The organism is Actinophytocola sp., from assembly GCF_050699915.1.
Classification (GTDB): Bacteria; Actinomycetota; Actinomycetes; order Mycobacteriales; family Pseudonocardiaceae; genus Actinophytocola.
Window position 1 is genome coordinate 1 of record NZ_JBOHGA010000095.1, and the last position, 22,847, is coordinate 22,847.

At 70.8% G+C, this 22,847-nt stretch carries 18 protein-coding genes; 10 read left to right on the forward strand and 8 right to left on the reverse strand.

Annotated features, from left to right (window positions below; all coding sequences use genetic code 11):
- The coding region (locus tag ACRDSK_RS18115; protein ID WP_431442229.1) for a DEAD/DEAH box helicase at positions 1 to 3,982 on the reverse strand (3,982 nt) is incomplete at its 3' end.
- A gap of 194 nt (positions 3,983 to 4,176) precedes the next feature.
- Here ACRDSK_RS18115 and ACRDSK_RS18120 point away from each other — a divergent pair.
- Both ACRDSK_RS18120 and ACRDSK_RS18125 read left to right on the forward strand, forming a co-directional pair.
- Complete coding sequence (locus ACRDSK_RS18120) at positions 4,177 to 6,219, forward strand: Hsp70 family protein (protein ID WP_431442230.1); 2,043 nt, start codon at positions 4,177 to 4,179, stop codon at positions 6,217 to 6,219.
- Between the two features lie 2 nt (positions 6,220 to 6,221).
- The gene (locus ACRDSK_RS18125; RefSeq protein WP_431442231.1) at positions 6,222 to 8,051 is read left to right on the forward strand and encodes an Hsp70 family protein; all 1,830 of its coding nucleotides are present in this window, start codon (positions 6,222 to 6,224) and stop codon (positions 8,049 to 8,051) included.
- A gap of 27 nt (positions 8,052 to 8,078) precedes the next feature.
- On the opposite strand, the gene ACRDSK_RS18130 is transcribed toward ACRDSK_RS18125, so the two are convergent.
- Both ACRDSK_RS18130 and ACRDSK_RS18135 read right to left on the reverse strand, forming a co-directional pair.
- The gene (locus ACRDSK_RS18130; RefSeq protein ID WP_431442232.1) at positions 8,079 to 8,393 is read right to left on the reverse strand and encodes a DUF1905 domain-containing protein; all 315 of its coding nucleotides are present in this window, start codon (positions 8,391 to 8,393) and stop codon (positions 8,079 to 8,081) included.
- A gap of 44 nt (positions 8,394 to 8,437) precedes the next feature.
- Complete coding sequence (locus tag ACRDSK_RS18135; protein WP_431442233.1) at positions 8,438 to 8,560, reverse strand: hypothetical protein; 123 nt, start codon at positions 8,558 to 8,560, stop codon at positions 8,438 to 8,440.
- A gap of 36 nt (positions 8,561 to 8,596) precedes the next feature.
- Between ACRDSK_RS18135 and ACRDSK_RS18140 the strand changes: the two genes are divergently transcribed.
- From ACRDSK_RS18140 to ACRDSK_RS18165, 6 genes are all read left to right on the forward strand, one after another.
- A complete protein-coding gene (locus ACRDSK_RS18140; protein WP_431442234.1) occupies positions 8,597 to 8,791 on the forward strand; it encodes a DUF3046 domain-containing protein in 195 nt (64 codons plus the stop codon).
- 165 nt (positions 8,792 to 8,956) lie between these two features.
- Positions 8,957 to 10,003, forward strand: a complete 1,047-nt coding sequence (gene recA, locus ACRDSK_RS18145; protein ID WP_431442235.1) for a recombinase RecA — start codon at positions 8,957 to 8,959, stop codon at positions 10,001 to 10,003.
- Positions 10,004 to 11,121: 1,118 nt separating this feature from the next.
- The gene (locus ACRDSK_RS18150) at positions 11,122 to 11,592 is read left to right on the forward strand and encodes a regulatory protein RecX (protein WP_431442243.1); all 471 of its coding nucleotides are present in this window, start codon (positions 11,122 to 11,124) and stop codon (positions 11,590 to 11,592) included.
- 566 nt (positions 11,593 to 12,158) lie between these two features.
- Positions 12,159 to 12,959: a hypothetical protein gene (locus ACRDSK_RS18155; RefSeq protein ID WP_431442236.1), complete on the forward strand. Its 801-nt coding sequence runs from the start codon at positions 12,159 to 12,161 to the stop codon at positions 12,957 to 12,959.
- Positions 12,960 to 12,969: 10 nt separating this feature from the next.
- Positions 12,970 to 14,883 carry a fumarate reductase/succinate dehydrogenase flavoprotein subunit gene (locus ACRDSK_RS18160; protein WP_431442237.1) on the forward strand — a complete coding sequence of 638 codons (1,914 nt, stop codon included), beginning with the start codon at positions 12,970 to 12,972 and terminating at the stop codon, positions 14,881 to 14,883.
- The gene (locus ACRDSK_RS18165; protein WP_431442238.1) at positions 14,880 to 15,641 is read left to right on the forward strand and encodes a succinate dehydrogenase/fumarate reductase iron-sulfur subunit; all 762 of its coding nucleotides are present in this window, start codon (positions 14,880 to 14,882) and stop codon (positions 15,639 to 15,641) included. The genes ACRDSK_RS18160 and ACRDSK_RS18165 overlap by 4 nt, the downstream gene beginning before the upstream one ends.
- 81 nt (positions 15,642 to 15,722) lie before the next feature.
- Here ACRDSK_RS18165 and ACRDSK_RS18170 read toward each other — a convergent pair whose 3' ends face one another.
- The 4 genes from ACRDSK_RS18170 to ACRDSK_RS18185 form a co-directional block, all read right to left on the reverse strand.
- The gene (locus tag ACRDSK_RS18170) at positions 15,723 to 16,646 is read right to left on the reverse strand and encodes an amino acid ABC transporter permease (protein ID WP_431442239.1); all 924 of its coding nucleotides are present in this window, start codon (positions 16,644 to 16,646) and stop codon (positions 15,723 to 15,725) included.
- Complete coding sequence (locus ACRDSK_RS18175; RefSeq protein ID WP_431442240.1) at positions 16,643 to 17,311, reverse strand: amino acid ABC transporter permease; 669 nt, start codon at positions 17,309 to 17,311, stop codon at positions 16,643 to 16,645. The genes ACRDSK_RS18170 and ACRDSK_RS18175 overlap by 4 nt, the downstream gene beginning before the upstream one ends.
- An 88-nt stretch (positions 17,312 to 17,399) precedes the next feature.
- Entirely contained in the window at positions 17,400 to 18,245 is an 846-nt protein-coding gene (locus ACRDSK_RS18180) for a glutamate ABC transporter substrate-binding protein (RefSeq protein WP_431442244.1), read from the reverse strand.
- A 65-nt stretch (positions 18,246 to 18,310) separates the two neighbouring features.
- Positions 18,311 to 19,039 carry an amino acid ABC transporter ATP-binding protein gene (locus tag ACRDSK_RS18185; RefSeq protein ID WP_431442245.1) on the reverse strand — a complete coding sequence of 243 codons (729 nt, stop codon included), beginning with the start codon at positions 19,037 to 19,039 and terminating at the stop codon, positions 18,311 to 18,313.
- Between the two features lie 177 nt (positions 19,040 to 19,216).
- Between ACRDSK_RS18185 and miaB the strand changes: the two genes are divergently transcribed.
- A complete protein-coding gene (miaB, locus tag ACRDSK_RS18190; RefSeq protein ID WP_431442241.1) occupies positions 19,217 to 20,689 on the forward strand; it encodes a tRNA (N6-isopentenyl adenosine(37)-C2)-methylthiotransferase MiaB in 1,473 nt (490 codons plus the stop codon).
- The gene (locus ACRDSK_RS18195) at positions 20,686 to 21,228 is read left to right on the forward strand and encodes an Rv2732c family membrane protein (RefSeq protein ID WP_431442242.1); all 543 of its coding nucleotides are present in this window, start codon (positions 20,686 to 20,688) and stop codon (positions 21,226 to 21,228) included. Before miaB ends, ACRDSK_RS18195 begins: the two co-directional genes overlap by 4 nt.
- 335 nt (positions 21,229 to 21,563) lie before the next feature.
- On the opposite strand, the gene ACRDSK_RS18200 is transcribed toward ACRDSK_RS18195, so the two are convergent.
- A complete protein-coding gene (locus tag ACRDSK_RS18200; RefSeq protein ID WP_431442246.1) occupies positions 21,564 to 22,823 on the reverse strand; it encodes a DUF349 domain-containing protein in 1,260 nt (419 codons plus the stop codon).
- Between the last annotated feature and the right edge of the window lie 24 nt (positions 22,824 to 22,847).

Consider the following 22,847-nt stretch of genomic DNA (forward strand, 5'->3'; position numbering starts at 1 on the left):
GTGGACCGGTGCGGCTCGGCATCGCCGGCCGGGCGCCACGCAGCCGCGCGTAGCGGCCGCGGGGTGTCGAGGCACGCGGCTTGTGCGCCGCCCCCCGGCCGGCCACGAGTGCCCGCAGCGGCGCGATCGTGTCGTTGGTGACGAGGCCCGTCCACACCAGATCCCACAGCGCCGCAACGACATCCGCGTCCCCGGGCGCCTCCGCGCCGCCGTCGAGCAGCACCGCGGACGCGCGGTCGACCAGCTGCCGGAAGAACAGCGCCCCACCGTCCATCGCGGACAGGACCGCCGTGTGCAGCGGCGTGTCCGGGACGGTCTCCTCCACCTCCGGCAACAACAGATCGGCCACATCCGTTGGCGCCACGGCGATCCAGCCGTCGCCGCCGGCCAGCGAACCCGTGCCGCACCAGGTGACCTCGCCGGTGGTGGTCAGCTCGTCGAGCAGCGCGGGGAAGTAGCCCGGCAGCCGGGACGGCAGGATCAGCGACTCCAACCCGCTGGCCGGCAACGGCGCGCCCGCCAGCTGCTCCACGACCGACAACACGTCGTCGGCGGTCGGCGCCGCGCGCAACCGCCGGCCGATCCCGTGCCACGACGGCAGGAAGCGCCCCAACGCCTCCGGCTCGACCGGCTCCACCTCGGCCCGCAGCTTCGCGAGCGACGCCCGCCGCAGCCGCCGCAGCACATCCGCGTCGCAGTACTCGGTGTGCGTGCCGCCCGGCCGCAGCTCGCCGCGCACCAGCCGGCCGCTGCCCACCATCCGGTCCAGCACACCGGCGACCACCGAGACGCCCAGTCCGAACCGTTCCGCCGCCTCGGTCACCGGGAACGGTCCGTGCGTGCGGGCGTAGCGGGACAGCAGGTCCGCCAGCGGATCGTCGACCGGCTCGGTGAAGGCCTCCGGCACGCCGACGGGTAACGCCGTGCCCAGCGCGTCCCGCACCCGGCCAGCGTCCTCGATGATCATGCACCGCTCCTCGCCGGCGATCCGCACTCGGATCACCCGGCGCTGGCGCTCCAGCTCGTCGAGCCACGCCGCCTGGACCCCGCGCAGCGCCGCCTCGTCCGCGGTCAGGTCGCCCAGGAACCGCAGCAGGTCGACCGCGTCCTCCGCGTGCCGGGCGGCCCGGTCCGGGGTCAGCCGCTGCAGCGACCGCTCCACCTCGGCCACCACGTCGCCGTCGAGCAGCTCGCGGATGGCCTCCGACCCGAGCAGCTCCGCGAGCAGCGAGCTGTCCAGCGACAGCGCCGCGGCCCGTCGCTCGGCCAGCGGCTGGTCGGCGTCGTAGAGGAACATGCCCGCGTACCCGAACAGCATGCTGCGCGCGAACGGCGACGCCGACGGGGTCTCCACCTCGACCACCCGCATCCGTCGCGAGCGCACGTCGGTCATCAGCTCGCGCAGGCCCGCCACGTCGTACACGTCCTGCAGGCACTCCCGCATGGCCTCCAGCACCACCGGGAACTGCTCGTACTTCGCCGCCACGGACAGCAGCTGCGCCGAGCGCTGCCGCTGGCGCCACAGCGGCGTGCGCTTGCGCGGGTCCCGCCGCGGCAGCAGCAGCGAGCGCGCCGCGCACTCCCGGAACCGGGAGGCGAACAGCGCCGAGCCGCCCACCTCGGCGACCACGATCTGCTCCACCTCCTCCGGGTCGAGCAGCACGTCCTCCGCCGCGGCCCGGATCTCCTGTCCGTCGACGTCGACCGCGTCCGGCAGCTGGACCACGATGCCGTCGTCGGAGTGCGCCATCCGGGCCTCGATCCCACGCCGCTCGCGCAGCCGCGCCCCGATCGCCAGCGCCCACGGCGCGTTGACCTGCGCGCCGAACGGCGAGTGGAGCACCAGCCGCCAGTCGCCGAGCTCGTCGCGGAACCGCTCGACCAGCAGTGTCCGGTCGTCCGGGATGTGCCGCGTCGCCTCCCGCTGTTCGGCCAGGTACGCGAGCAGGTTGTTCGCCGCCAGCACGTCCAGCCCCGCCGCCGCCGCCCGCTCCCGCGCCGCCGGCTCCGGCATGCTCGACAGCTCACGCAGGAACTTCCCCAACGCCCGCCCCAGTTCCAGCGGCCGTCCCGGCGCGTCGCCCTTCCAGAACGGCATCCGCGCCGGCTCACCCGGGGCGGGCGTGGCGATGACCCGGTCGGCGGTGATGTCCTGGATCCGCCACGACGACGTGCCCAACAGGAACGTGTCGCCGACCCGCGACTCGTAGACCATCTCCTCGTCCAGCTCGCCCACCCGCGAGCCGGCGCCCGACTCCGACGCCGGCGTCATCACGGTGAACAGCCCGCGGTCGGGGATCGTGCCGCCCGAGGTGACCGCCAGCCGCTGCGCCCCGGGCCGCCCGCGCAGCTCGCCGTTGATCCGGTCCCACGTGATCCGCGGCCGCAGCTCGCCGAACTCCTCGCTCGGGTAGCGGCCGGCCAGCATGTCCAGCACCGAGGTCAGCGCCGACTGCGGCAGCGCGGCGAACGGGGCCGCCCGCCGCACCAGGTCGGCGAGCCGGTCCACCGGCCACGGCTCCAGCGCCACCATCGCGACGACGTGCTGCGCCAACACGTCCAGCGGGTTGCGCGGGTACCGCATCGCCTCGATGGCGCCCTCGCCCATCCGCTCCGCGACCACGGCGCACGACACCAGGTCCCCGCGGAACTTCGGGAACATCACGCCGCGGGACACCGCGCCCACCTGGTGGCCCGCCCGGCCGATGCGCTGCATGCCCGACGCGACCGACGGCGGCGCCTCGATCTGGATCACCAGGTCGACCGCGCCCATGTCGATGCCCAGCTCCAGCGAGGACGTGGCCACCACGCACGGCAGCGTGCCGGACTTGAGCGCCTCCTCCACGGAGCTGCGCTGCTCCTTGGACATCGACCCGTGGTGGGCCCGCGCGATCGTCGGCGTCGCGACCCCGGCCGCCCAGCCGGACTCGGCGATCGCCTCGGCCGGAAACCGTCCGACGTCGACGGGGTACACCGGACGCTCCTCGGCCAGTTCGTTGAGCCGCGAGGTGAGCCGCTCCGCCAGCCGCCGTGAGTTGGTGAACACGATCGTCGACCGGTGCGCGCGGATGAGCTCCAACACCCGCTCCTCGACCGCGGGCCAGATCGACGGTCTCCGGGTGCCGCCGGCCGCGCCGGTCATCTCCTCCAGCGTGCCGATGCCCGTCGGCAGCTGCTGGGGCGGCGGCGCGTCCGGGTCGGGCGTGACCGGACCCTCGAGCGGCGGCGGCCCGTCGAGCTCGGTCATGTCCTCGACCGGGACCACGACCTTCATCTCTATGGTCTTGCCGATCCGGGGAGCGACGATCCGCACCGGCCGGGTGCCGGCGAGGAACGCGCCGACCTCGTCGATCGGCCGGACCGTGGCCGAGAGCCCGATGCGCTGGGCCGGCCGCGGCAGCAGCTCGTCGAGCCGCTCCAGCGACACCGCCAGGTGGGCGCCGCGCTTGGTGCCGGCCACCGCGTGCACCTCGTCCACGATGACCGTCTCGACCCCGCGCAGCGACTCCCGAGCCGCCGAGGTGAGCAGCAGGAACAGCGACTCGGGCGTGGTGACCAGCACGTCCGGCGGCGTGCGGGCGAACGAGCGGCGCTCGTCGGCCGGGGTGTCGCCGGTGCGCATGCCGACCGTGATGCCCGGCTCGCCGAGGCCCAGCCGGCGGGCGGCCTGGCTGATGCCGGCGAGCGGCGCGCGCAGGTTGCGCTGCACGTCGACGGCCAGAGCCTTGAGCGGGGACACGTACAGCACCCGGCAGCGCCGCGTCCGCTCCGCCGGCTTGGGCTGGGTGGCGAGCCGGTCGAGCGCCCACAGGAACGCGGCCAGCGTCTTGCCGGATCCCGTCGGGGCGACCACCAGCGCGTGCTCGCCCGCCGCCGCGGCCGACCAGGCGCCGGCCTGCGCCTCGGTGGGTGCGGCGAACGCGCCGGTGAACCACTGTCTGGTCGCCGGCGAGAACTGCTCGAGCACGTCGGTGGAGCTCATGAAGCCATGTTGACTCAACCCACTGACAATTTCTGATTTCCCACCCGTCGTCACGGCCCGTAGTACACCCGCGACGCACAGCGGGATGTGCGGGACCCGTCCCACCGCGTCGGCCGGTCATGGCAGCATCTGGGCAGCAAGTGGGCACCGTCCGAGGCGGTCGCGCCGGGGCGGGGTCGGACGAGGGGAGAGTCGTGAACGTCCTGTCGGTGGATCTCGGCACGTCCAACACGGTCGCCGTGCTGGCCGCGCACGGCCGCCCGCCGCGGGTGGTCGACGTGGACGGAGCGTCGATGATGCCGTCCGCGGTGTTCGCCGCCGAGGAAGGCCACCTCGTGGTCGGCAAGGACGCCGAACGCCGGGCCCGCCTGGACCCCGCCAGGTTCGAGCCCAACCCCAAGCGCCGCGTCGACGAGGGCACGCTGCTGCTCGGCGACCAGGTCGTACCCGTCACCGACGCACTCGCCGGCGTGCTGCGCCGCGTGTTCGACGAGACCTCCCGCCAGCTCGGCGGCGCGAAGCCGGACGAGGTACGGCTGACCCACCCGGCACAGTGGGGCCCGGTGCGGCGCAACGTCCTGCTCTCCGCGGCGCGTCAGGCCGGCATGGGCTCCAACCTCGTCCTCGTGCCCGAGCCGGTCGCCGCGGCCGCGCACTTCGCCTCCTTCCCCGGCCAGACGCTCGCGCCCAACCAGGCGCTGGCCGTCTACGACCTCGGCGCCGGCACGTTCGACGTGGCGATCGTCGGCGCCACCCAGAAGGGCTTCGTCGTGCTGGCCGAGGCGGGCCTGCCCGACCTGGGCGGGCTGGACGTGGACCAGGCGTTGCTCGAGCACGTCGGCCGGCAGGTGTCGCACCGCGAGCCGGGTCGCTGGCAGTCGCTGCTGCGTCCCCAGTCGACCGGTGACCGGCGGGCGCAGCGGGCGCTGCGCGAGGACGTCAAGGCCGGAAAGGAGTCGCTGTCCCGGCACCCGCAGACCGAGGTCCCGCTGCCCGAGCCGTTCGACGACGTGCTGGTCACCCGCGTGGAGCTGGAGGCGTTGATCCGCCCCGGCCTGCTGCGCAGCGTCGAGCTCCTGGCCGGCACGATCCGGTCGACCGGCATGAGCCCGGACCGGCTGGTCGGCATCTACCTGGTCGGCGGCTCGAGCCGGATCCCGCTGATCGCGACCCTGATCGCCGAGCAGCTGCGGGTCGTGCCCACCTCGCTCGACCAGCCGGAGACCGCCGTCGCGCTGGGCGCGCACCACGTGCCCCAAGAGGGCGTCACGATGCGCACCAGCGACATCAGCAACACGATCGAGGACGTCCAGCGCACCCAGAAGGTCGTGACGCCGGGGGCCGGCGCGTTCGCCGCCGGCGGTCCGCCGCCGACGAGTGCCACCCCGGCCCAGAGCGCCTTCCCGAACAGCGGGCCGCAGCGCGTACAGCAGGGTCCGCCGCCCAGACCGCCGGGTCCGCCCAGTGGTCCGCCCAGTGGTCCGCCCAGTGGTCCGCCCAGCACGCCGACTCCGGTGCCGATGCCGGCGATGGCCTCGGGTCCGCAGCCCGCGTTCGGCCCACCGCCGCCCCAGTCGGGCACCACCACCCGGTCCAACCGCGGCTGGTACATCGCGACTGCCGTGGTCGCGGTGCTGGTGATCGGTCTGGTCAGCATCCTGATCGCGACGTCCGGCGACAGCGGCGGTGGCGGCGGCACCGCGAGCGGTGGCGAGTGCGAGAACCGCGAGGCCGACGACAAGGGCTTCAGCGAGTGCATGCGCAACCTCGCCGGGGCGGTCATGGAGAACAACGACTGTTCGAAGGGCGCCAAGAACCCACTGGGCGGCCAGGCCATGGAGACGCCGGGCGCCACCACGGCGTCGTGCACCATGGACGACGACTACACGGTCATGTACCTGCACTTCGGCAGCAGCGACGACGCCGGGGGCGGCGAGCAGTCCGGTGCGGACACGGCCAAGCAGTACATGGACACGATCAAGCAGCAGTTCGAGAACCTCGGCGGCACCACCGGCGGCTCGGAGCCCGAGGAAGGCAACTGGGACGGCGACGGCCTGACCGGCACCTACTACTCGGTCGACCTCGGCTACGGCAACGGCGTGCTGGTCTTCCAGGTCGACGACTCCCCGGTGGCGGGCGTGCTGATGCACATCAGTACGGACACGACCGCGAGCGAAGCCGGCCTGACCGACTACTTCGACCAGCACGTGAAGCCCGGCAGCGACGGCGGCTCATAGCCGTGACCGTGCTGTCGGTGGATCTCGGCACGTCCAACACGGTCGCCGTCCTCGCCGCCCACGGGCTGCCGCCGCGAGTGGTCGAGGTCGACGGGTCCGCGGCCATGCCGTCCGCCGTGTTCGCCGCCGAGGACGGCGGGCTCGTGGTCGGGCGGGACGCCGAGCGCCGCGCCCGCCTGGATCCCGCTCGCTTCGAGCCGAACCCCAAGCGTCGGGTCGACGAGAGCACGCTGCTGCTCGGCGACGTCGTCGTGCCGGTCACCGACGCGCTGTCCGCCGTGCTGCGCCGCGTCGTCGACGAGACCTCCCGCCAGCTCGCGGGCGGCCGCACGGACGAGGCCCGCCTGACCCACCCCGCGCAGTGGGGACCCGCGCGCCGCAACGTCCTGCTCGCCGCCGCTCGCCTCGCTGGCCTGGGCGGCAGCCTCGTCCTCGTGCCCGAGCCGGTGGCCGCGGCCGCGCACTTCGCCTCCTTTCCTGGCCAGCAGCTGGGTCCCGGCCAGGCGCTGGCCGTCTACGACCTCGGCGCCGGCACGTTCGACGTGGCGATCGTCGGCGCCACCCAGCACGGGTTCACCGTCCTCGCCGAGGCCGGCCTGCCCGACCTGGGCGGACTGGACGTCGACCAGGCGCTGCTGGAGCACGTCGGCCGGCAGGTGTCCCTGCACGACCCCGGCCGCTGGCAGCGCATGCTCCGACCCGAGTCCACCGCCGACCGCCGGGCCCGGCGCGCCATGGCCGAGGACGTCAAGGCCGCCAAGGAAGCGCTGTCGCGCCACCCGCAGACCGAGGTCCCGCTGCCCGAGCCGTTCCCGGACGTCCTGGTCACCCGGGTCGAGCTGGAGGCGCTCATCCGGCCCAGCCTGCTGCGCAGCGTCGAGCTGCTCGCCGGCACGATCCGCGCGGCCGGCCTGACCCCGGACCGGCTGGCCGGCATCTACCTGGTCGGCGGGTCCAGCCGGATCCCGCTGATCGCCACGCTGATCGCCGAGCAGCTGCGGGTCGTGCCCACCTCGCTCGACCAGCCGGAGACCGCGGTCGCGCTGGGCGCGCACCACGTGACGCGGGACGGCGTCAGTATGCGCACCCGCAACCTCGCCGGCCCACCGGTGCCGACCCCGCCGGGTCCGATGAGCGGGCCGCCAACCGGGCCACGGCCCGTTCAAGGCCGGCCGCCGGGACCACCCGGACCGGCGGGACCACAGGGTTCGATGCCCGGGCCGATGCCTGGTCCGATGCCACAGCTGCAACCGGCCTTCCCGACCGGTGTGCCGGCCCCGCGCCCGGCCGGGCGGCGGAAGGCGTGGCTGGCCGTGGCCGGCGTCGTGGTGCTCGCGATCCTCGGCGCGGGCGCGGTTTTCCTGTTCCGGCCGACCGGCGAGCTGCCGACCGCGGAGGACTGCCAGCAGAAGGGCGAGACCGACGGCCCGGGGTTCAGCCAGTGCCTGCGCCAGCTCGCCGGCACGGTGGCCGACTCCGAGGAGTGCCAGCCGGCCGAGGAGGGCTCCGGCGCGGACGTGTCCTGCGCGCTGCCGGAGGACTACCAGGTCAGCTACGCGCACGTGGCGTCCGTCGACGACGCCACCAAGGTCGCGAACACCCAGCTCGGCAACATGAACGAGGGCACCCACGTCGAGGCGCGGTGGCGCGGCAACGGGCTGGACGGGCGCTTCCGGGCCGGCGTCAGCGGCGGCACGGGGATGCTGGTGTTCACCGTGAAGGATCGCCCGCTGGTCGGCTGGCTCACCAAGACCGACCTGCGCGCCTCGGAGGAGTTCACCCCGGACACCCTGGCCGACTTCTTCGCGGACAACGTCCAGCCGGGCACCTGAGGCGCGTTCGCCGCCGGGCCGGGCGGCTCAGAGGTCGACCAGCTCGACCGACACCCGCGCCACGTCGCCGGGTTCGAGTGACTCGGCCGTGCGGACGGCGCGTTTCACCGGCAGCACGTAGCACCCGCTCGCGCTGTCCGGGAACACCGAGGTGCGCCACACGCTGGCGCCCAGCACGACGCGCACCCGCACGGCGCCGAAGCCCCTTCCCTGCCCACCGGTGAGCTCGCGGATGTCCTCCGACGCGTCGGCAGGCAACCGGACGAACGTCCACGTGTCGGTTCGTCGTGCGTCCCACAGCCACAGCTCGGCCTCGAAGTCGATGACCACACGCCGGAGCATCGCACGGACCACCGACACAACCGCGTGATCGTGGACGCCCGTCGCTAGCGGCGGTTGCGCAGCGCGCGGATGCCCAACACGATCGCGACGGCCAGCGAGGCCATCACGCCGATCTCGAGCAGGATCGACTCCAGGCTGCTTGGCTCGAGATCGATGGCTAGCGACATGCGGGCCATTCTGCTCGGTCTCGTAGGCTGGTGTCGATGCGTATCACCGCCTTCCGCAAGATGATGGCCGAGGAGTTCGGCGAGATCCGCGCCGACATGATGGCTCGCGACCACGTGTTCAGCGCGCTGGACAACCGCACGGTGGACCAAGCACTGGAGGCCGGGGTGTCCACCAAGGAGATCTGGCGCGCCGTGTGCGAGGCGTTCGAGGTGCCGCCGGAGCGCCGGTGAGGCGGTCGGCGTGTCGCCGTCGCCTCGAACAAGCGTTCGGCTATTGTCCACAACCGGGTCAACGATCCACAGGTCGCGGTCAGCGTCCCGAAATCGTCAGACCCTCCCGATAGCGTCGACAGCGTGAGTTCGAAACGGTCTCGACAGAATCAAGGTGGATCTCTGATGGCAGCAGCACCCGATCGCGAGAAGGCGCTCGACCTGGCCCTCGCCCAGATCGACAAGAACTTCGGCAAGGGATCGGTGATGCGTCTCGGCGACGAGAGCCGCGCACCGATCGAGATCATTCCGACCGGCTCCATCGCGCTGGACGTGGCGCTGGGCATCGGTGGTCTGCCGCGCGGCCGCGTCGTGGAGATCTTCGGCCCGGAGTCGTCCGGTAAGACGTCGCTGGCCCTGCACGCGGTGGCCAACGCGCAGAAGGCGGGCGGCATCGCGGCGTTCATCGACGCCGAGCACGCGCTCGACCCGGACTACGCCAAGAACCTCGGCGTGGACACCGACGCGCTGCTGGTGTCCCAGCCCGACACCGGTGAGCAGGCGCTGGAGATCGCGGACATGCTGATCCGCTCCGGCGCGCTGGACATCCTCGTCATCGACTCGGTTGCGGCACTCGTGCCGCGCGCCGAGATCGAGGGCGAGATGGGCGACAGCCACGTCGGCCTGCAGGCCCGGCTGATGAGCCAGGCGCTGCGCAAGCTCGCCGGCGCGCTCAGCAACTCCGGCACCACCGCGATCTTCATCAACCAGCTGCGCGAGAAGATCGGCGTCATGTTCGGCTCGCCGGAGACCACCACGGGTGGCAAGGCGCTGAAGTTCTACGCGTCGGTCCGGCTCGACGTGCGGCGCATCGAGACCCTCAAGGACGGCGGCGAGCCGGTCGGCAACCGCACCCGCGTCAAGGTGGTCAAGAACAAGGTGGCGCCGCCGTTCAAGCAGGCCGAGTTCGACATCCTGTACGGCAAGGGCGTCAGCCGCGAGGGCTCGCTCATCGACATGGGGGTCGAGCAGGGCATCCTGCGCAAGTCCGGCGCCTGGTACACCTACGAGGGCGACCAGCTCGGGCAGGGCAAGGAGAACGCGCGGAAGTTCCTGCGCGACAACCCGGACGTGGCCAACGAGATCGAGAAGCGGATCAAGGACAAGCTGGGCATCGGCGCCAAGCTCGACGCCGACGAGACCGAGCCGGCCCCTGCCCCGGTCGACTTCTAGCGCTTCTGGCCGCGCGATGGCCACCCGCCGAGGGGCCCGTGCCAAGCAGCACTCGGTCGCGAGTTTCCGGAGGTGGCCCGGGCGGCTGTTGTGGTCGGGGGTGGTCGGCTAGGTCGAACTGGCGCCGTGCCAAGTCTCCTGTTCGGCACCTGTTTCCCGGGTCGCGCGAGAGCCGCCGTGGTTCCTCGAGGCAGGCTCGGGACGCGGCTGGTCTCCGGACCGCCGAGAGTCTCGTGCCGTGCCGGCATCGGGTGTGCGGCGGATCCGGTCCAGGGTGCGCGTGCTGCGTCGGCCTCCGGGCGGGCGGGTGGTCCGGTTCGTCGAGTGGTGCACGCTGTGCGGTCTTCGGGCGCGTCGGGCTCTCCGGTCGGTCGAAGGGCCTGCGTCGCGTCGCCCTTGGTTCGCCCGGGGATCCACGTCGTCGGGGGCTCGTGTTGCACGGTCCTTCGGGGCCTGCCGGGGATCCGGTCCGCAAGGGGTGGGCGTCGTGTTGGCCTCCGGGCCGCCGGACGGCTCGGCTCGCGGATGGGTGCGCGCCGCATCGCCGTCTGGTTCGCCGGAGGATCTGCTTCACCGGGGCTCGTGTTGTGCGGGGCGCCGAGGATTCGGGTCGTCGAGCGGCGTGCGTTGTGTGGTCTTCCGGTTCGCCGGGAGATCCGGTCTGGTTCGCCGGAGGGTCGGCTTCGCCGGGGCTCACGCTGCGCGGTCCTCCGCGGCGTCGGGGGATTTCGGTCGAAGGGTTCGCCGGTTGATCCGGTTTGTCGACGGTCCGTGTCGCGCGGTCCTCCAGCTCGCCGGGGATCCGGTCCGCCTGAGGGTGGGCGCCGTGTCGTCTTCTGGTTCGCCGGACGGTTCGGTTCGCCGATGGGCGCGTGCTGCATCGCCGTCGGGTTCGCCGGAGGTCCGCTTCGCCGGGGGCTCGTGTTGCGCGGTCCTTCGGGGCGCTGGGGGTCGGGTCGTCGAGGAGTGTGCGTTGTGTGGCCGTTGGGTTCGTTGAGGGTTTGATCCGTCAGGGGTGTGCTGTGTCGTCTTCGGGTTCGCCGGGAAACGCAGGTCGTCGGAGGGGGCGTGCCGCGTCCGCCGGTCCGCCGGAGGATCCTGTCCAGCGCGCACGGGACATCTGCCTCCGCCTGCTCACGGTCCGCCCGCGGACGAGAGCCGAGCTGCGCCAGGCGTTGCTGCGCAAGGAGATCGAGGAAGACGTCGCCGACCAGGTCCTGGGTCGTCTGGACGAGGTGGGCCTGGTCGACGACGCGGCGTTCGCCGAGCTGTTGGTGCGCTCGCGGCACACGCACCAGGGCCTGGGACGCCGCGCACTGACGGCCGAGCTGCGCCGCAAGGGAGTCCCCGAGGACCTGGCCGCCGAGGCGATCGCCGCCGTGGACCCGGCTGACGAGGAGCACCGGGCCCGGCTCCTCGTCCAGAAGCGCCTACGCACCCTGTCCACAGCGGACGAGGCGACGCGGGTTCGCAAGCTGGTCGGCATGCTCGCTCGGCGCGGGTACGCCGAGGGTTTGGCGTTTCAGGTCGTTCGGGACGAGCTTCGGGCGGCGGGGGAGGAGTCCGACTTGCTCGACGGACCTCTCTGAGCTTGTTCGGTAGATCGGTTGGTGGGGTGGGGGGTGCTGGGCGCATCGGGTTGGTTGTTGGGCTTGGTTTGGTTGGCGGGTTCGGGGGCGTTGTGGTCGGGCCACTTTGGACTCTTTGACTTGCGTTGATGCCCTTGGTCGCCTCCCCATTCCACGACCGCCATCGCCTGGTCGGTGGTTGACCAAGCTTCGGCTTGGCTGGTCGCCATCCAACTCGCCATCCGGTCCGGCTCACTCGTGGTCCTGGTCACCATGCGCAGGTGGCCGGTGATCGACAACCCGGCGGTCGAGGCCGCGAAACGGGGCGTGAACACAGCGAGTACGGTCTCCGAGTGACCTGTGCCCGGGCGTCGATTCAGCCCTGCTCAACGTGCCGCAGACCACCTTGGGCACAGGGCGCCGACCGGCGCGTTCCCACGGTGTGGTACTTCTCCACGTGCCACCGACGGCCCTGTTGGCGGCACGGTGCCGTCCTCCCGGTGTGACACGCGGAACGCCGCCACCAGCGCAGACCCCCGTTATTCTCTGACAATCGAAGCTCTCTCGTTCTGGAGTCGAGGACCACAATGAAGGCAGGCGTCGGTGCCCCAACCCGGGCGCAAATACCGGAGCGCACGTTTCGAACCGACCGCTGGTGGTCCTACCCACTGAGCACGGGCGCGATCCTGATTTTCTTCACCGTCTACGCGCTCGTCCGCTATTTCATGAACGACCACTACTGGGCGCCGGCCGAGCACTACCTCACGCCGATGTACTCGCCCTGCGTCAACGCCGCGTGTGTGCCGGGATCCAGCCACTTCGGGGAGATCATCCCGTCGTACCCGGCGTGGATCCCGATCGGCATCGTCACCTTCCTGGTGCTGCTCGGCTTCCGCGCCACCTGCTACTACTACCGCAAGGCCGCCTACCGGTCGCTGATGTTCTCCCCGGCGGCCTGCGCGGTCCCGGAGCCGGCCAAGAAGTACTCCGGTGAGCGCAAGTTCCCGTTCGTCCTCACCAACGGGCACCGCTACTTCTTCTACGCCGCACTGCTCTTCGCCGCGATCAACGCCTACGACGCCGTCCTCGCCTTCCACGGCAAGGACGGCGGCATCGGGATGGGGCTCGGCACCGTCATCATCCTGATCAACCTGTTCTTCCTGACGGCCTACACGCTGTCCTGCCACGCGTGCCGGCACGTCCTGGGCGGCAAGCTCAAGCACTTCTCCAAGCACCCGGTGCGGTACCGCTTCTGGCAGTTCGTGTCGAAGCTCAACCCCCGGCACGGCCAGTTCGCCATGATCTCCCTGTTCACGGTGATCTTCACCGATGCCTACATCATGGCCGTCTCCGCCGGCTGGATCACAGATCTGCGCATCTTCAACTAAAGAAGGACTCATGGTTCAGGTTCAGGTCGAGCGGTTTCCCTACGACGTCGTCGTGATCGGCGCCGGTGGCGCCGGGCTGCGGGCCGCCATCGAGGCCCGCCAGCAGGGCAAGAAGACCGCGATCATCAGCAAGTCGTTGTTCGGCAAGGCGCACACCGTGATGGCCGAGGGCGGCTGCGCGGCGTCGATGGGCAACGTCAACGCCAAGGACAACTGGCAGGTCCACTTCCGCGACACCATGCGCGGCGGGAAGTTCCTCAACAACTGGCGGATGGCCGAGCTGCACGCCAAGGAGGCCCCGGAGCGGGTCTGGGAGCTGGAGACCTACGGCGCGCTGTTCGACCGCACCAAGGACGGCAAGATCAGCCAGCGCAACTTCGGCGGCCACACCTACCCCCGCCTCGCGCACGTCGGTGACCGCACCGGCCTCGAGATGATCCGCACCATGCAGCAGAAGATCGTCTCGCTGCAGCAGGAGGACAAGCGCGAGCACGGCGACTACGAGGCCATGCTCAAGGTCTTCTCCGAGTGCACGATCACGGAGCTGGTCAAGGATGGCGACCGGATCGCCGGCGCGTTCGGCTACTGGCGCGACACCGGCAAGTTCGTCCTCTTCGAGGCGCCCGCGATCGTGCTCGCCACCGGTGGCATCGGCAAGTCGTTCAAGGTCACCTCGAACTCCTGGGAGTACACCGGGGACGGTCACGCGCTCGCGCTGCGGGCCGGCGCCACCCTGATCAACATGGAGTTCGTCCAGTTCCACCCGACCGGCATGGTCTGGCCGCCCAGCGTGAAGGGCATCCTGGTCACCGAGGGCGTGCGCGGCGACGGCGGAGTGCTCAAGAACTCCAAGGGCGAGCGCTTCATGTTCGGCTACATCCCCGACGTCTTCAAGGGACAGTACGCGGAGACCGAGCAGGAAGCCGACGGCTGGTACAACGACCAGGACAACAACCGCCGCACACCCGACCTGCTGCCCCGCGACGAGGTGGCCCGCGCGATCAACTCCGAGGTGAAGGCCGGCCGCGGCTCACCGCACGGCGGCGTGTTCCTCGACATCGCGAGCCGGCTGCCCGCCGAGGAGATCCGCCGCCGGCTGCCCTCGATGTTCCACCAGTTCAAGGAACTGGCCGACGTGGACATCACCAGCCAGCCCATGGAGGTCGGGCCGACCTGCCACTACGTCATGGGCGGCGTCGAGGTCGACCCGGACAGCGCGTCCTCGGTCGTGCCTGGCCTGTTCGCGGCCGGCGAGGTGGCGGGCGGCATGCACGGCTCAAACCGGCTGGGCGGCAACTCGCTGTCCGACCTGATCGTCTTCGGCCGCCGCGCCGGGCTGGGCGCCGTCGAGTACGTGGACTCCATCGACCAGCGTCCGGCGCTGTCGCAGTCCGATGTGGACGCCGCGGCCAACCGGGCGGTGGCGCCGTTCGACTGGCCGGCCAACGGGCAGGCGGAGAACCCGTACACCATCCACGCCGAGCTCCAGCAGTCCATGAACGACCTCGTGGGCATCATCCGCAAGGAGGGGGAGGTCCAGCAGGCGCTCGACAAGCTGGCCGAGCTCAAGGAGCGGGTGAGCAGGGTGGCCGTGGAGGGTCGCCGCGAGTTCAACCCCGGCTGGCACCTCGCGCTCGACCTGCGCAACATGATGCTGGTCAGCGAGTGCGTCGCCCGGGCCGCGCTGCTGCGCACGGAGAGCCGCGGCGGTCACACCCGCGACGACTACCCCGGCATGGATCCCCAGTGGCGCAACAGACTGCTGGTCTGCTCGTCCACACCGGACGGTACGGACGCGGCGGTCACGCCGAAGGCGCAGGAGCCGATGCGGCCGGACCTGCTCGAGCTCTTCGAGCTCCCCGAGCTGGAGAAGTACTACACCGACGCGGAGCTCGAGCAGCACACGGGAAGGGCAGCGCAGTGACCTACAAGGCCAACTTCAAGGTCTGGCGGGGTGACGACGAGTCCGGCGAGCTGCAGGACTACGTCGTCGAGGTGAACGAGGGCGAGGTCGTCCTCGACATCATCCACCGCCTGCAGGCCACCCAGGCGCCCGACCTCGCGGTCCGCTGGAACTGCAAGGCCGGCAAGTGCGGCTCCTGCTCCGCGGAGATCAACGGCAAGCCGCGACTGCTGTGCATGACCCGGATGTCGGTGTTCGGCGAGGAGGAGACCATCACGGTCACCCCGCTGCGCACGTTCCCGGTCGTCCGCGACCTCGTCACCGACGTGTCGTACAACTACGAGAAGGCCCGGGAGATCCCGTCGTTCGCGCCGCCGCAGAACGTCGAGCTCGGCGAGTACCGGATGATGCAGCAGGACGTCGAGCGCTCCCAGGAGTTCCGCAAGTGCATCGAGTGCTTCCTGTGCCAGAACACGTGTCACGTGATCCGGGACCACGAGGAGAACAAGGAGAACTTCGCCGGCCCGCGCTTCCTGATGCGCGTGGCCGAGCTGGAGATGCACCCGCTGGACACCGACGACCGCACCCGCGAGGCGCAGGAGGAGCACGGTCTCGGCTACTGCAACATCACCAAGTGCTGCACCGAGGTCTGCCCGGAGCACATCAAGATCACCGACAACGCGCTCATCCCGATGAAGGAGCGCGTCGCGGACCGCAAGTATGACCCGATCGTGTGGCTCGGCAGCGCGCTGTTCCGCCGCGGCAGCAAGAAGCACTAGTCCACACCGGACGAAGATCGAGGGCGCCTCCCGCACGGGAGGCGCCCTCGATCTTCGTTCCGGGCCTGGCGGGGATCCGGCTCAGACCCCCGTTCCGCCGCCGCCCGTGCGGTGATCGGTCATCTCCATGCCGGGCGCCTGCTCCTGGATGGCGTCGGTGCCGAGCACGGCGCCCGTGCCCTTCTTGCGCCGCCGCAGCCAGCCCTCCAGCCAGGTCGCGAACGAGCTCAGCAGCGAGTTGATGATGATGAACAGCACGGCGATGACAGTCAGCGTGGCGACCGCGTTGGCGTTGTAGAACGACGCCGCGGGCCGCGCCTGGGCGATCAGCTCAGGGAAGCCGAGCAGCGCGCCGCCGAGCGCGGTGTCCTTCACGATGACGACCATCTGGCTCACGATCGCCGGCAGCATCACGGTGACCGCCTGCGGCAGCAGGATGTTGGTCATCAGCTGGCCCTTGCGCATGCCGACCGCGAGCCCCGCCTCGGTCTGGCCCCTGGGCAGCGACAGGATGCCGGCCCGGACCACCTCGGCGAGCACCGACGAGTTGTAGAGGACCAGGCCGGTGATCACCGCGTACAGCGGCCGGTAGTCGGAGTCGATGTCGGTGAACAGCGCATACGCCGCGTTGGCGAAGAACATCAGGATCAGCACCGGGATCGCGCGGAAGAACTCCACGAGAAAGCCCGCCGGCTTCGCGATCCACCAGTGTTCCGACAGCCGGGCGATGCCGAACAGCGCACCGATCGGCAGCGCCATCAGCATCGCGAGGCCCGCGGCCTTGAGCGTGTTCACCAGCCCCGGCAGCAGGTAGGTGGTCCACGCCTCGGTGCCGGCGAGGTAGGGGCTCCACTTCGCCCAGTCGAGCTGGTTCTTCTCGTTCATCGCGTCGAGCACCCACCAGACGACGGCGGCGAGCACGACGACGAACAGGATCGCGTAGAGCGTGTTGCGGCTCTTGGCCTTGGGGCCGGGTGCGTCGTAGAGAACCGAGGGCGCGCTCACCGCTTCACCGCCACCTTCTTGGCCACCCGACCCAGCAGCAGCCCGGTCGGCAGGGTCAGGACCACGAAGCCGAGCGCGAAGATCGCCGCGACGAGGAAGATCGCGTCGCTCTCGTTCTCGATCATCTCCTTCATCAGCAGCGCCGCTTCGGTGACGCCGATCGCGGCGGCGACCGTGGTGTTCTTGGTCAGCGCGATCAGCACGCTGGCCAGCGGGGCCACCACCGACCGGAACGCCTGCGGCAGCACGATGAGAGTCAGCACCTGGATGAAGCTCAGGCCGAGTGCCCGGGCGGCCTCGGCCTGGCCGACCGGCACGGTGTTGACGCCCGCCCGCAGCGACTCGCAGACGAACGTGGCGGTGTAGGCGATGAAGCCGAGCACCGCGAGCCGGAAGTTGCTCGTCGTGATCTGGTCACTGCCGAGGGTCATGCCCAGCGTCGAGTAGAGGCCGAGCGAGCACGCCACGATGATCACCGTCAGCGGCGTGTTCCGGAAGATGTTGACGTACGCGGTACCGAACGCCCGCATCACCGGCACCGGGCTGACCCGCATCCCGACCAGGATGGTGCCCCAGATCAGCGAGCCGATGGCCGAGTAGATCGTCAACTGCACGGTCACCCAGAAGGCGCCGAGAATGTCGTAGTCCTGGCTGAAGCCGAACACCTGCTATCGCACCCTCACCCATGTGAGGCGGTGGCACGTCGCTTCGCACGACGTGCCACCGCGTGTCTCAACGGTCAACCCGAACGGGTTACTTCTCGGTGATCTCCGGCGGTTCCGGCGCCTCGAAGCCGGCCGGGCCGAGGTTCTTCTCGATGGCCGCGGCCCACGCGCCGTCGTCGAACATCTTCTGGATCGCGGCGTTGATGTCGTCGCGCATCTGGGTCTCGCCCTTCTTCAGGCCGACGCCGTAGTTCTCGTCGCTGAAGCCCTCACCCACCAACTTGAACTTGCCCTCGTTGGCGGCCGCGAGGCCGGCGAGGATCGTGTTGTCCGTGGTGATCGCGTCGACCGCGCCGCTCTCGAGGCCGGAGACGCACTCCGAGTAGCCGCCGTACTCCTGCAGCTGCGCCTGCTCGGCGAACTCGTCCTTCACCCGCTGGGCGGAGGTGGAGCCGGTGACCGAACACAGCTTCTTGCCGTTCAGCGAGTCCGGCCCGGTGATCCCGGTCTCCGCCTCGCGGACGAGGAGGTCCTGGTGGGCGACGAAGTAGGGGCCGGCGAAGTCGACCTCCTGCTTGCGCTCGTCCGTGATCGAGTAGGTGGCGACGACGAAGTCGACGTCGCCGTTCTTGATCAGGTTCTCGCGCTCCGCGGAGGGCGATTCCTTCCACTCGATGTTCGCGGCGTCGACGCCGAGCTCCTTGGCGATGTAGGTCGCCACGTCCACGTCGAAGCCCTCGTAGCCGTTCGGCGTCTTCTGCCCGAGGCCCGGCTGGTCGAACTTGATGCCGATGGTCAACGACTCGGTGCCGCCACCATCGCCGCCGCCGCTGCCGCTGTCGCCGCCGTCGTCGCTACCAGTGCCGCAGGCTGCGAGCGCCAGGCTGGCGGCTGCGACGATCGCACCCGCACGCAGTACTCGGCTGAACCGCATGTCGTCCCTTTCCGATCTGTCCACCCGCGACACGTCCGCACCGCGGGCCCCGACTGTGTGTGAACTCAGTGAGTCAGGATCTTGCTGAGGAAGTCCTTGGCCCGCGCGGACTTCGGCGCCGAGAAGAACTCGGCCGGCGTGGAGTCCTCGACGATGTCCCCGTCGGACATGAACAGCACGCGGTTCGCGGCGTTGCGCGCGAAGCCCATCTCGTGGGTCACCACGAGCATGGTCATGCCGTCCTTGGCGAGCGTGGTCATCACGTCGAGCACCTCGTTGATCATCTCCGGGTCGAGCGCCGAGGTGGGCTCGTCGAAGAGCATGACCTTGGGTTTCATGGCCAGGGCGCGGGCGATCGCCGCGCGCTGCTGCTGGCCGCCGGAGAGCTGGGCCGGGTACTTCTCGGCCTGGTTGGCGATGCCGACCCGCTCGAGCAGCTCCATCGCGGTGCGCCGGGCGTCGGACTTCGGCGTCTTGCGCACCTTCATCGGCGCGAGCATCACGTTGTCGAGGATCGTCTTGTGCGCGAACAGGTTGAAAGACTGGAACACCATGCCCACGTCCGCGCGCAGCGTGGCGAGCTCGCGGCCCTCGGCGGGCAGCGGCCTGCCGTCGATCTCGATGAGTCCGGAGTTGATCGGCTCCAGCCGGTTGATGGCCCGGCACAGTGTGGACTTGCCCGAGCCGGACGGGCCGAGCACGATGACGACCTCGCCGCGAGGCACCTCGACGTTGATGTTCTTGAGCACGTGCAGGGGTCCGAAGTACTTGTCCACCTCGACCATCCGGATCATCGGTGGTGCGGTGTTCGCTTCGGTCATCAATCCTCCACGCGCGTGGTCCATTGCAGGTGTCGAGACTCTAGCGGCTGGTCGTTGGGCGAAACCTACCGCTACCAGGCGTCCGTTTCATGCCGCTTCGGCTACACCTAAGGTCTCAACTCGGTCACACCGGTAGGCTCGGTGGCTGAGATGAACACACGCACCTACCAGGTCCGCACGTTCGGGTGCCAGATGAACGTGCACGACTCCGAGCGGCTGGCCGGCCTGCTGGAGGACGCGGGCTACGCGCCGGCGGTCGAGGGCGGCGTGCCCGACGTCGTGGTGCTGAACACCTGCGCGGTCCGGGAGAACGCCGACAACAAGCTGTACGGCAACCTCGGTCACCTGCGGCCCACGAAGCTCGCGAATCCCGGCATGCAGGTCGCGGTCGGCGGCTGCCTCGCGCAGAAGGACCGCGGCGACATCGTGCGGCGGGCGCCGTGGGTGGACGTGGTTTTCGGCACGCACAACATCGGCTCGCTGCCGGTGCTGCTCGAGCGCGCCCGGCACAACGAGCAGGCACAGGTGGAGATCCTGGAGTCGCTCGAGGTCTTCCCGTCCACGCTGCCCGCGCGGCGCGACTCGGCGCACTCCGGTTGGGTGTCGATCTCGGTCGGGTGCAACAACACCTGCACGTTCTGCATCGTGCCGTCGCTGCGCGGCCGGGAGAAGGACCGCCGGCCCGGCGAGGTGCTCGCGGAGGTCGAGGCGCTCGTCGCCGAGGGTGTGCTCGAGGTGACGCTGCTGGGTCAGAACGTGAACTCCTACGGCGTGGAGTTCGGCGACCGGCTCGCGTTCGGCAAGCTGCTGCGGGCGTGCGGCGCGGTGGTGGGCTTGGAGCGGGTGCGGTTCACCTCGCCGCACCCGAAGGACTTCACCGACGACGTGATCGCGGCGATGGCCGAGACGCCGAACGTGTGCCACCAGCTGCACATGCCGCTGCAGTCGGGCTCGGACCGGGTGCTGCGCGAGATGCGCCGGTCCTACCGGTCCGCGCGGTACCTGTCGATCATCGACAAGGTGCGCGCGGCGATGCCGGACGCGGCCATCACGACGGACATCATCGTCGGCTTCCCTGGCGAGACCGACGCGGACTTCGAGGAGACCCTCGACGTCGTGCGGGCGGCCCGGTTCTCCTCGGCGTTCACGTTCCAGTACTCGAAGCGCCCCGGCACGCCGGCCGCCTCGCTGCCCGAGCAGCTGCCGAAGGAGGTCGTGCAGGAGCGGTTCGAGCGGCTGATCGCGGTGCAGGAGGAGGTGTCCTGGTCGCTGAACCGGGCGCTCGTCGGATCGACCGTCGAGGTGCTCGTGTCGAGCGGCGAGGGCCGTAAGGACGCCGACACGGCGCGGATGTCCGGGCGTGGGCGGGATGGCCGGCTGGTGCATTTCACCCCATCGGGTTTCGATGTCCGGCCTGGTGACGTGGTGCAGGCGACGGTCACCTACGCCGCGCCGCACCACCTGGTCGCCGACGGCCCGCTGGTCGCGCACCGGCGGACGCCGGCGGGGGACAACTTCGAGTCGGGCCGGCGGCCTCGGACGTCCGGGGTCAGCCTGGGCCTGCCGTCGTTCGGCCCGCCCGCGGTCGCCGAGGAGACGGTGGACGGTTGCGCGGTCCGATGAGCTCATCCGAGGAACGGGATATCGCCGGCCTGCGTGCGGAGATCGACCGCGTGGAGCGGGACGCCGAGCGGCGGGCGGCGCGCAAGGTGGAGCTCGGCAGCCGGGCTGTGGTGATCTCCGTGGCGGTGTTCGTGCTGATCCTCGGGCTCGTCCTGCCGTGGGTCTCGGGCGCGTCGGGCCTGGAGGTCCTGCTCGGCACGGGCTCGGGCGACGCGGTGGGCAAGGAGAGCATCGTGCCCCGGTTGTTCGCGGCGACGTCGCTGCTGTTCGGCGTGCTGTCCTCGGCGGCCGCGCTGACGACGAGGCTGTGGGCGCTCACGTGGGTGTGTGCGTTGGGCGGCTGGTTCGCGTCAGTGGACGGCGTGCTGGCGATCTGGTCACGCCAGTCCTCGCACAGTGACCTGGGAATCGGCCTGGTGATCGCCTGGGTGGCGATGGTCGCGATCGCGACCATGTGGTTCCGCGTCGCGTGGTCCCGCCCGGATCCGACCCTGGCTGGAGACCCGAACTCGGGCTTCGCCCCCCGAGATCCAGCGTAACGAGCCCCACCGACAGTTCCACCTGTCCAGCCCTCTGGCCTGTGGACAAGCACCCGCCGACGCGGGGCCCCCCGCGTTCCAGTCTACGGGGCAGCACCGACACTTCCGCCCGAAGTCGATCAAGCCTGTGGACTACTCCGGACTCGCGGGGGCCCCCGCGTTCCAGTCTATTCGCGAGGTCTGACAGATCAGGCGGAGTCGATCTTGCCTGTGGACAGTGCCACTCCACAGGCGACAGCAGGCTGGGGTGGCCGGCGACCCAGGCCACCGGCTTCGAAGTCGAGCCGCGTCAGTGGCCGGCGGTTGTGGTCACCGTCGGCCGAGACCAGTCCGCGTCAGCGGCTGGCTACCGCGTTCTCCGCTGCTGCCAGCCACTCGCGCCACTGGGCCGCCTGAGCTTCCGCCTTCTCGGCCCGGCGCTTGTCGCCCGCGGCTCGGGCCTTCGCGGCCTGCGCCTCGAACTGCTCGACCCGCTCGCGGAACTGCGCCGCCCGTGCCTCGGCCTCCGGGTCGGTCCGGCGCCACTGCGCGTCGGCCGCGTTGCGGACCTTCTCCTCGATCGCGCGGAGCTTGCCCTCCAGCTCACGGATCCGCTCGCGGGGCACCTTGCCGACCTGGTCCCACTTCTCCTGGATCCGGTGCAGCTGAGCCCGCGCCCCCTCGAGGTCGGACCCGGGGTTGATCTTCTCCGCCTCCGCGAGCAGCGCCTCCTTGCGCTTCGCGTTCTCGACCAGCTCCGCGTCCCGCTCGTTGAACACCGCCGAGCGCCGGCTGAAGAACTTGTCCTGCGCCGCCCGGAACTGCTGCCACAGCGAGTCGTCGGCCTCCTTCGGCGCGCGGCCGGCCGCCTTCCACTCGGTCATCAGGTCCCGGTACCGCGCCGCGGTCGGGCCCCAGTCGTCCGAGTCCGAGATCTCCTCCGCGAGCTTCACCAGCTCCTGCTTGCGCTCCTTTGCCGTCGCCCGCTGCCGGTCGAGGTCGGCGAAGTGCGAGCCGCGCCGGCGGTTGAACGTGTCGCGCGCCTTGGAGAACCGCTTCCACAGCTGGTCGTCGGTCTTGCGGTCGACGCCCTTGATCGTCTTCCACTCGTCGAGGATCGCCCGCAACCGGTCGCCCGCCACCTTCCACTGGGTCGACGACTCGGCGATCTTCTCGACCTCCGCGACGAGCTCCTGCTTGCGGGACAACGCCTGCCCGCGCGCCTCGTCCCGCGCGTGCTTGACCGACTCGACGGCCTGCTGCGCCCGCTCCAGCACGCTGTCGATCCGCGCGGCCAGCGCGCCGAGGTCACCGACCAGCGACGCCTCGGCCAGGCTCTCCTTGATGTGCTTGGCGTTCGTCATCGTGTGCTTGGGGTCGCCGGACCCGGCCGCCAGCCGCGCGGCGAGCAGCTCGACCTCGGTCCGCACGTCGTCGAACCGGCGCGCGTAGTGCGCGAGGCCCTCGGCCGGCTCACCCGCGTGCCACGACCCGACGGCCCGCTCGCCGTCGGCGGTCTTCACGTACACGGTGCCGTCCGAGTCGACCCGCCCCCACTTGCCGGGGTTCGCGGACGCCTCGGCCACCGGCGCCGACGCCACCGGCGCGGCGGGCAGGGCGGTCGCCGGCTGGTGGTGCGG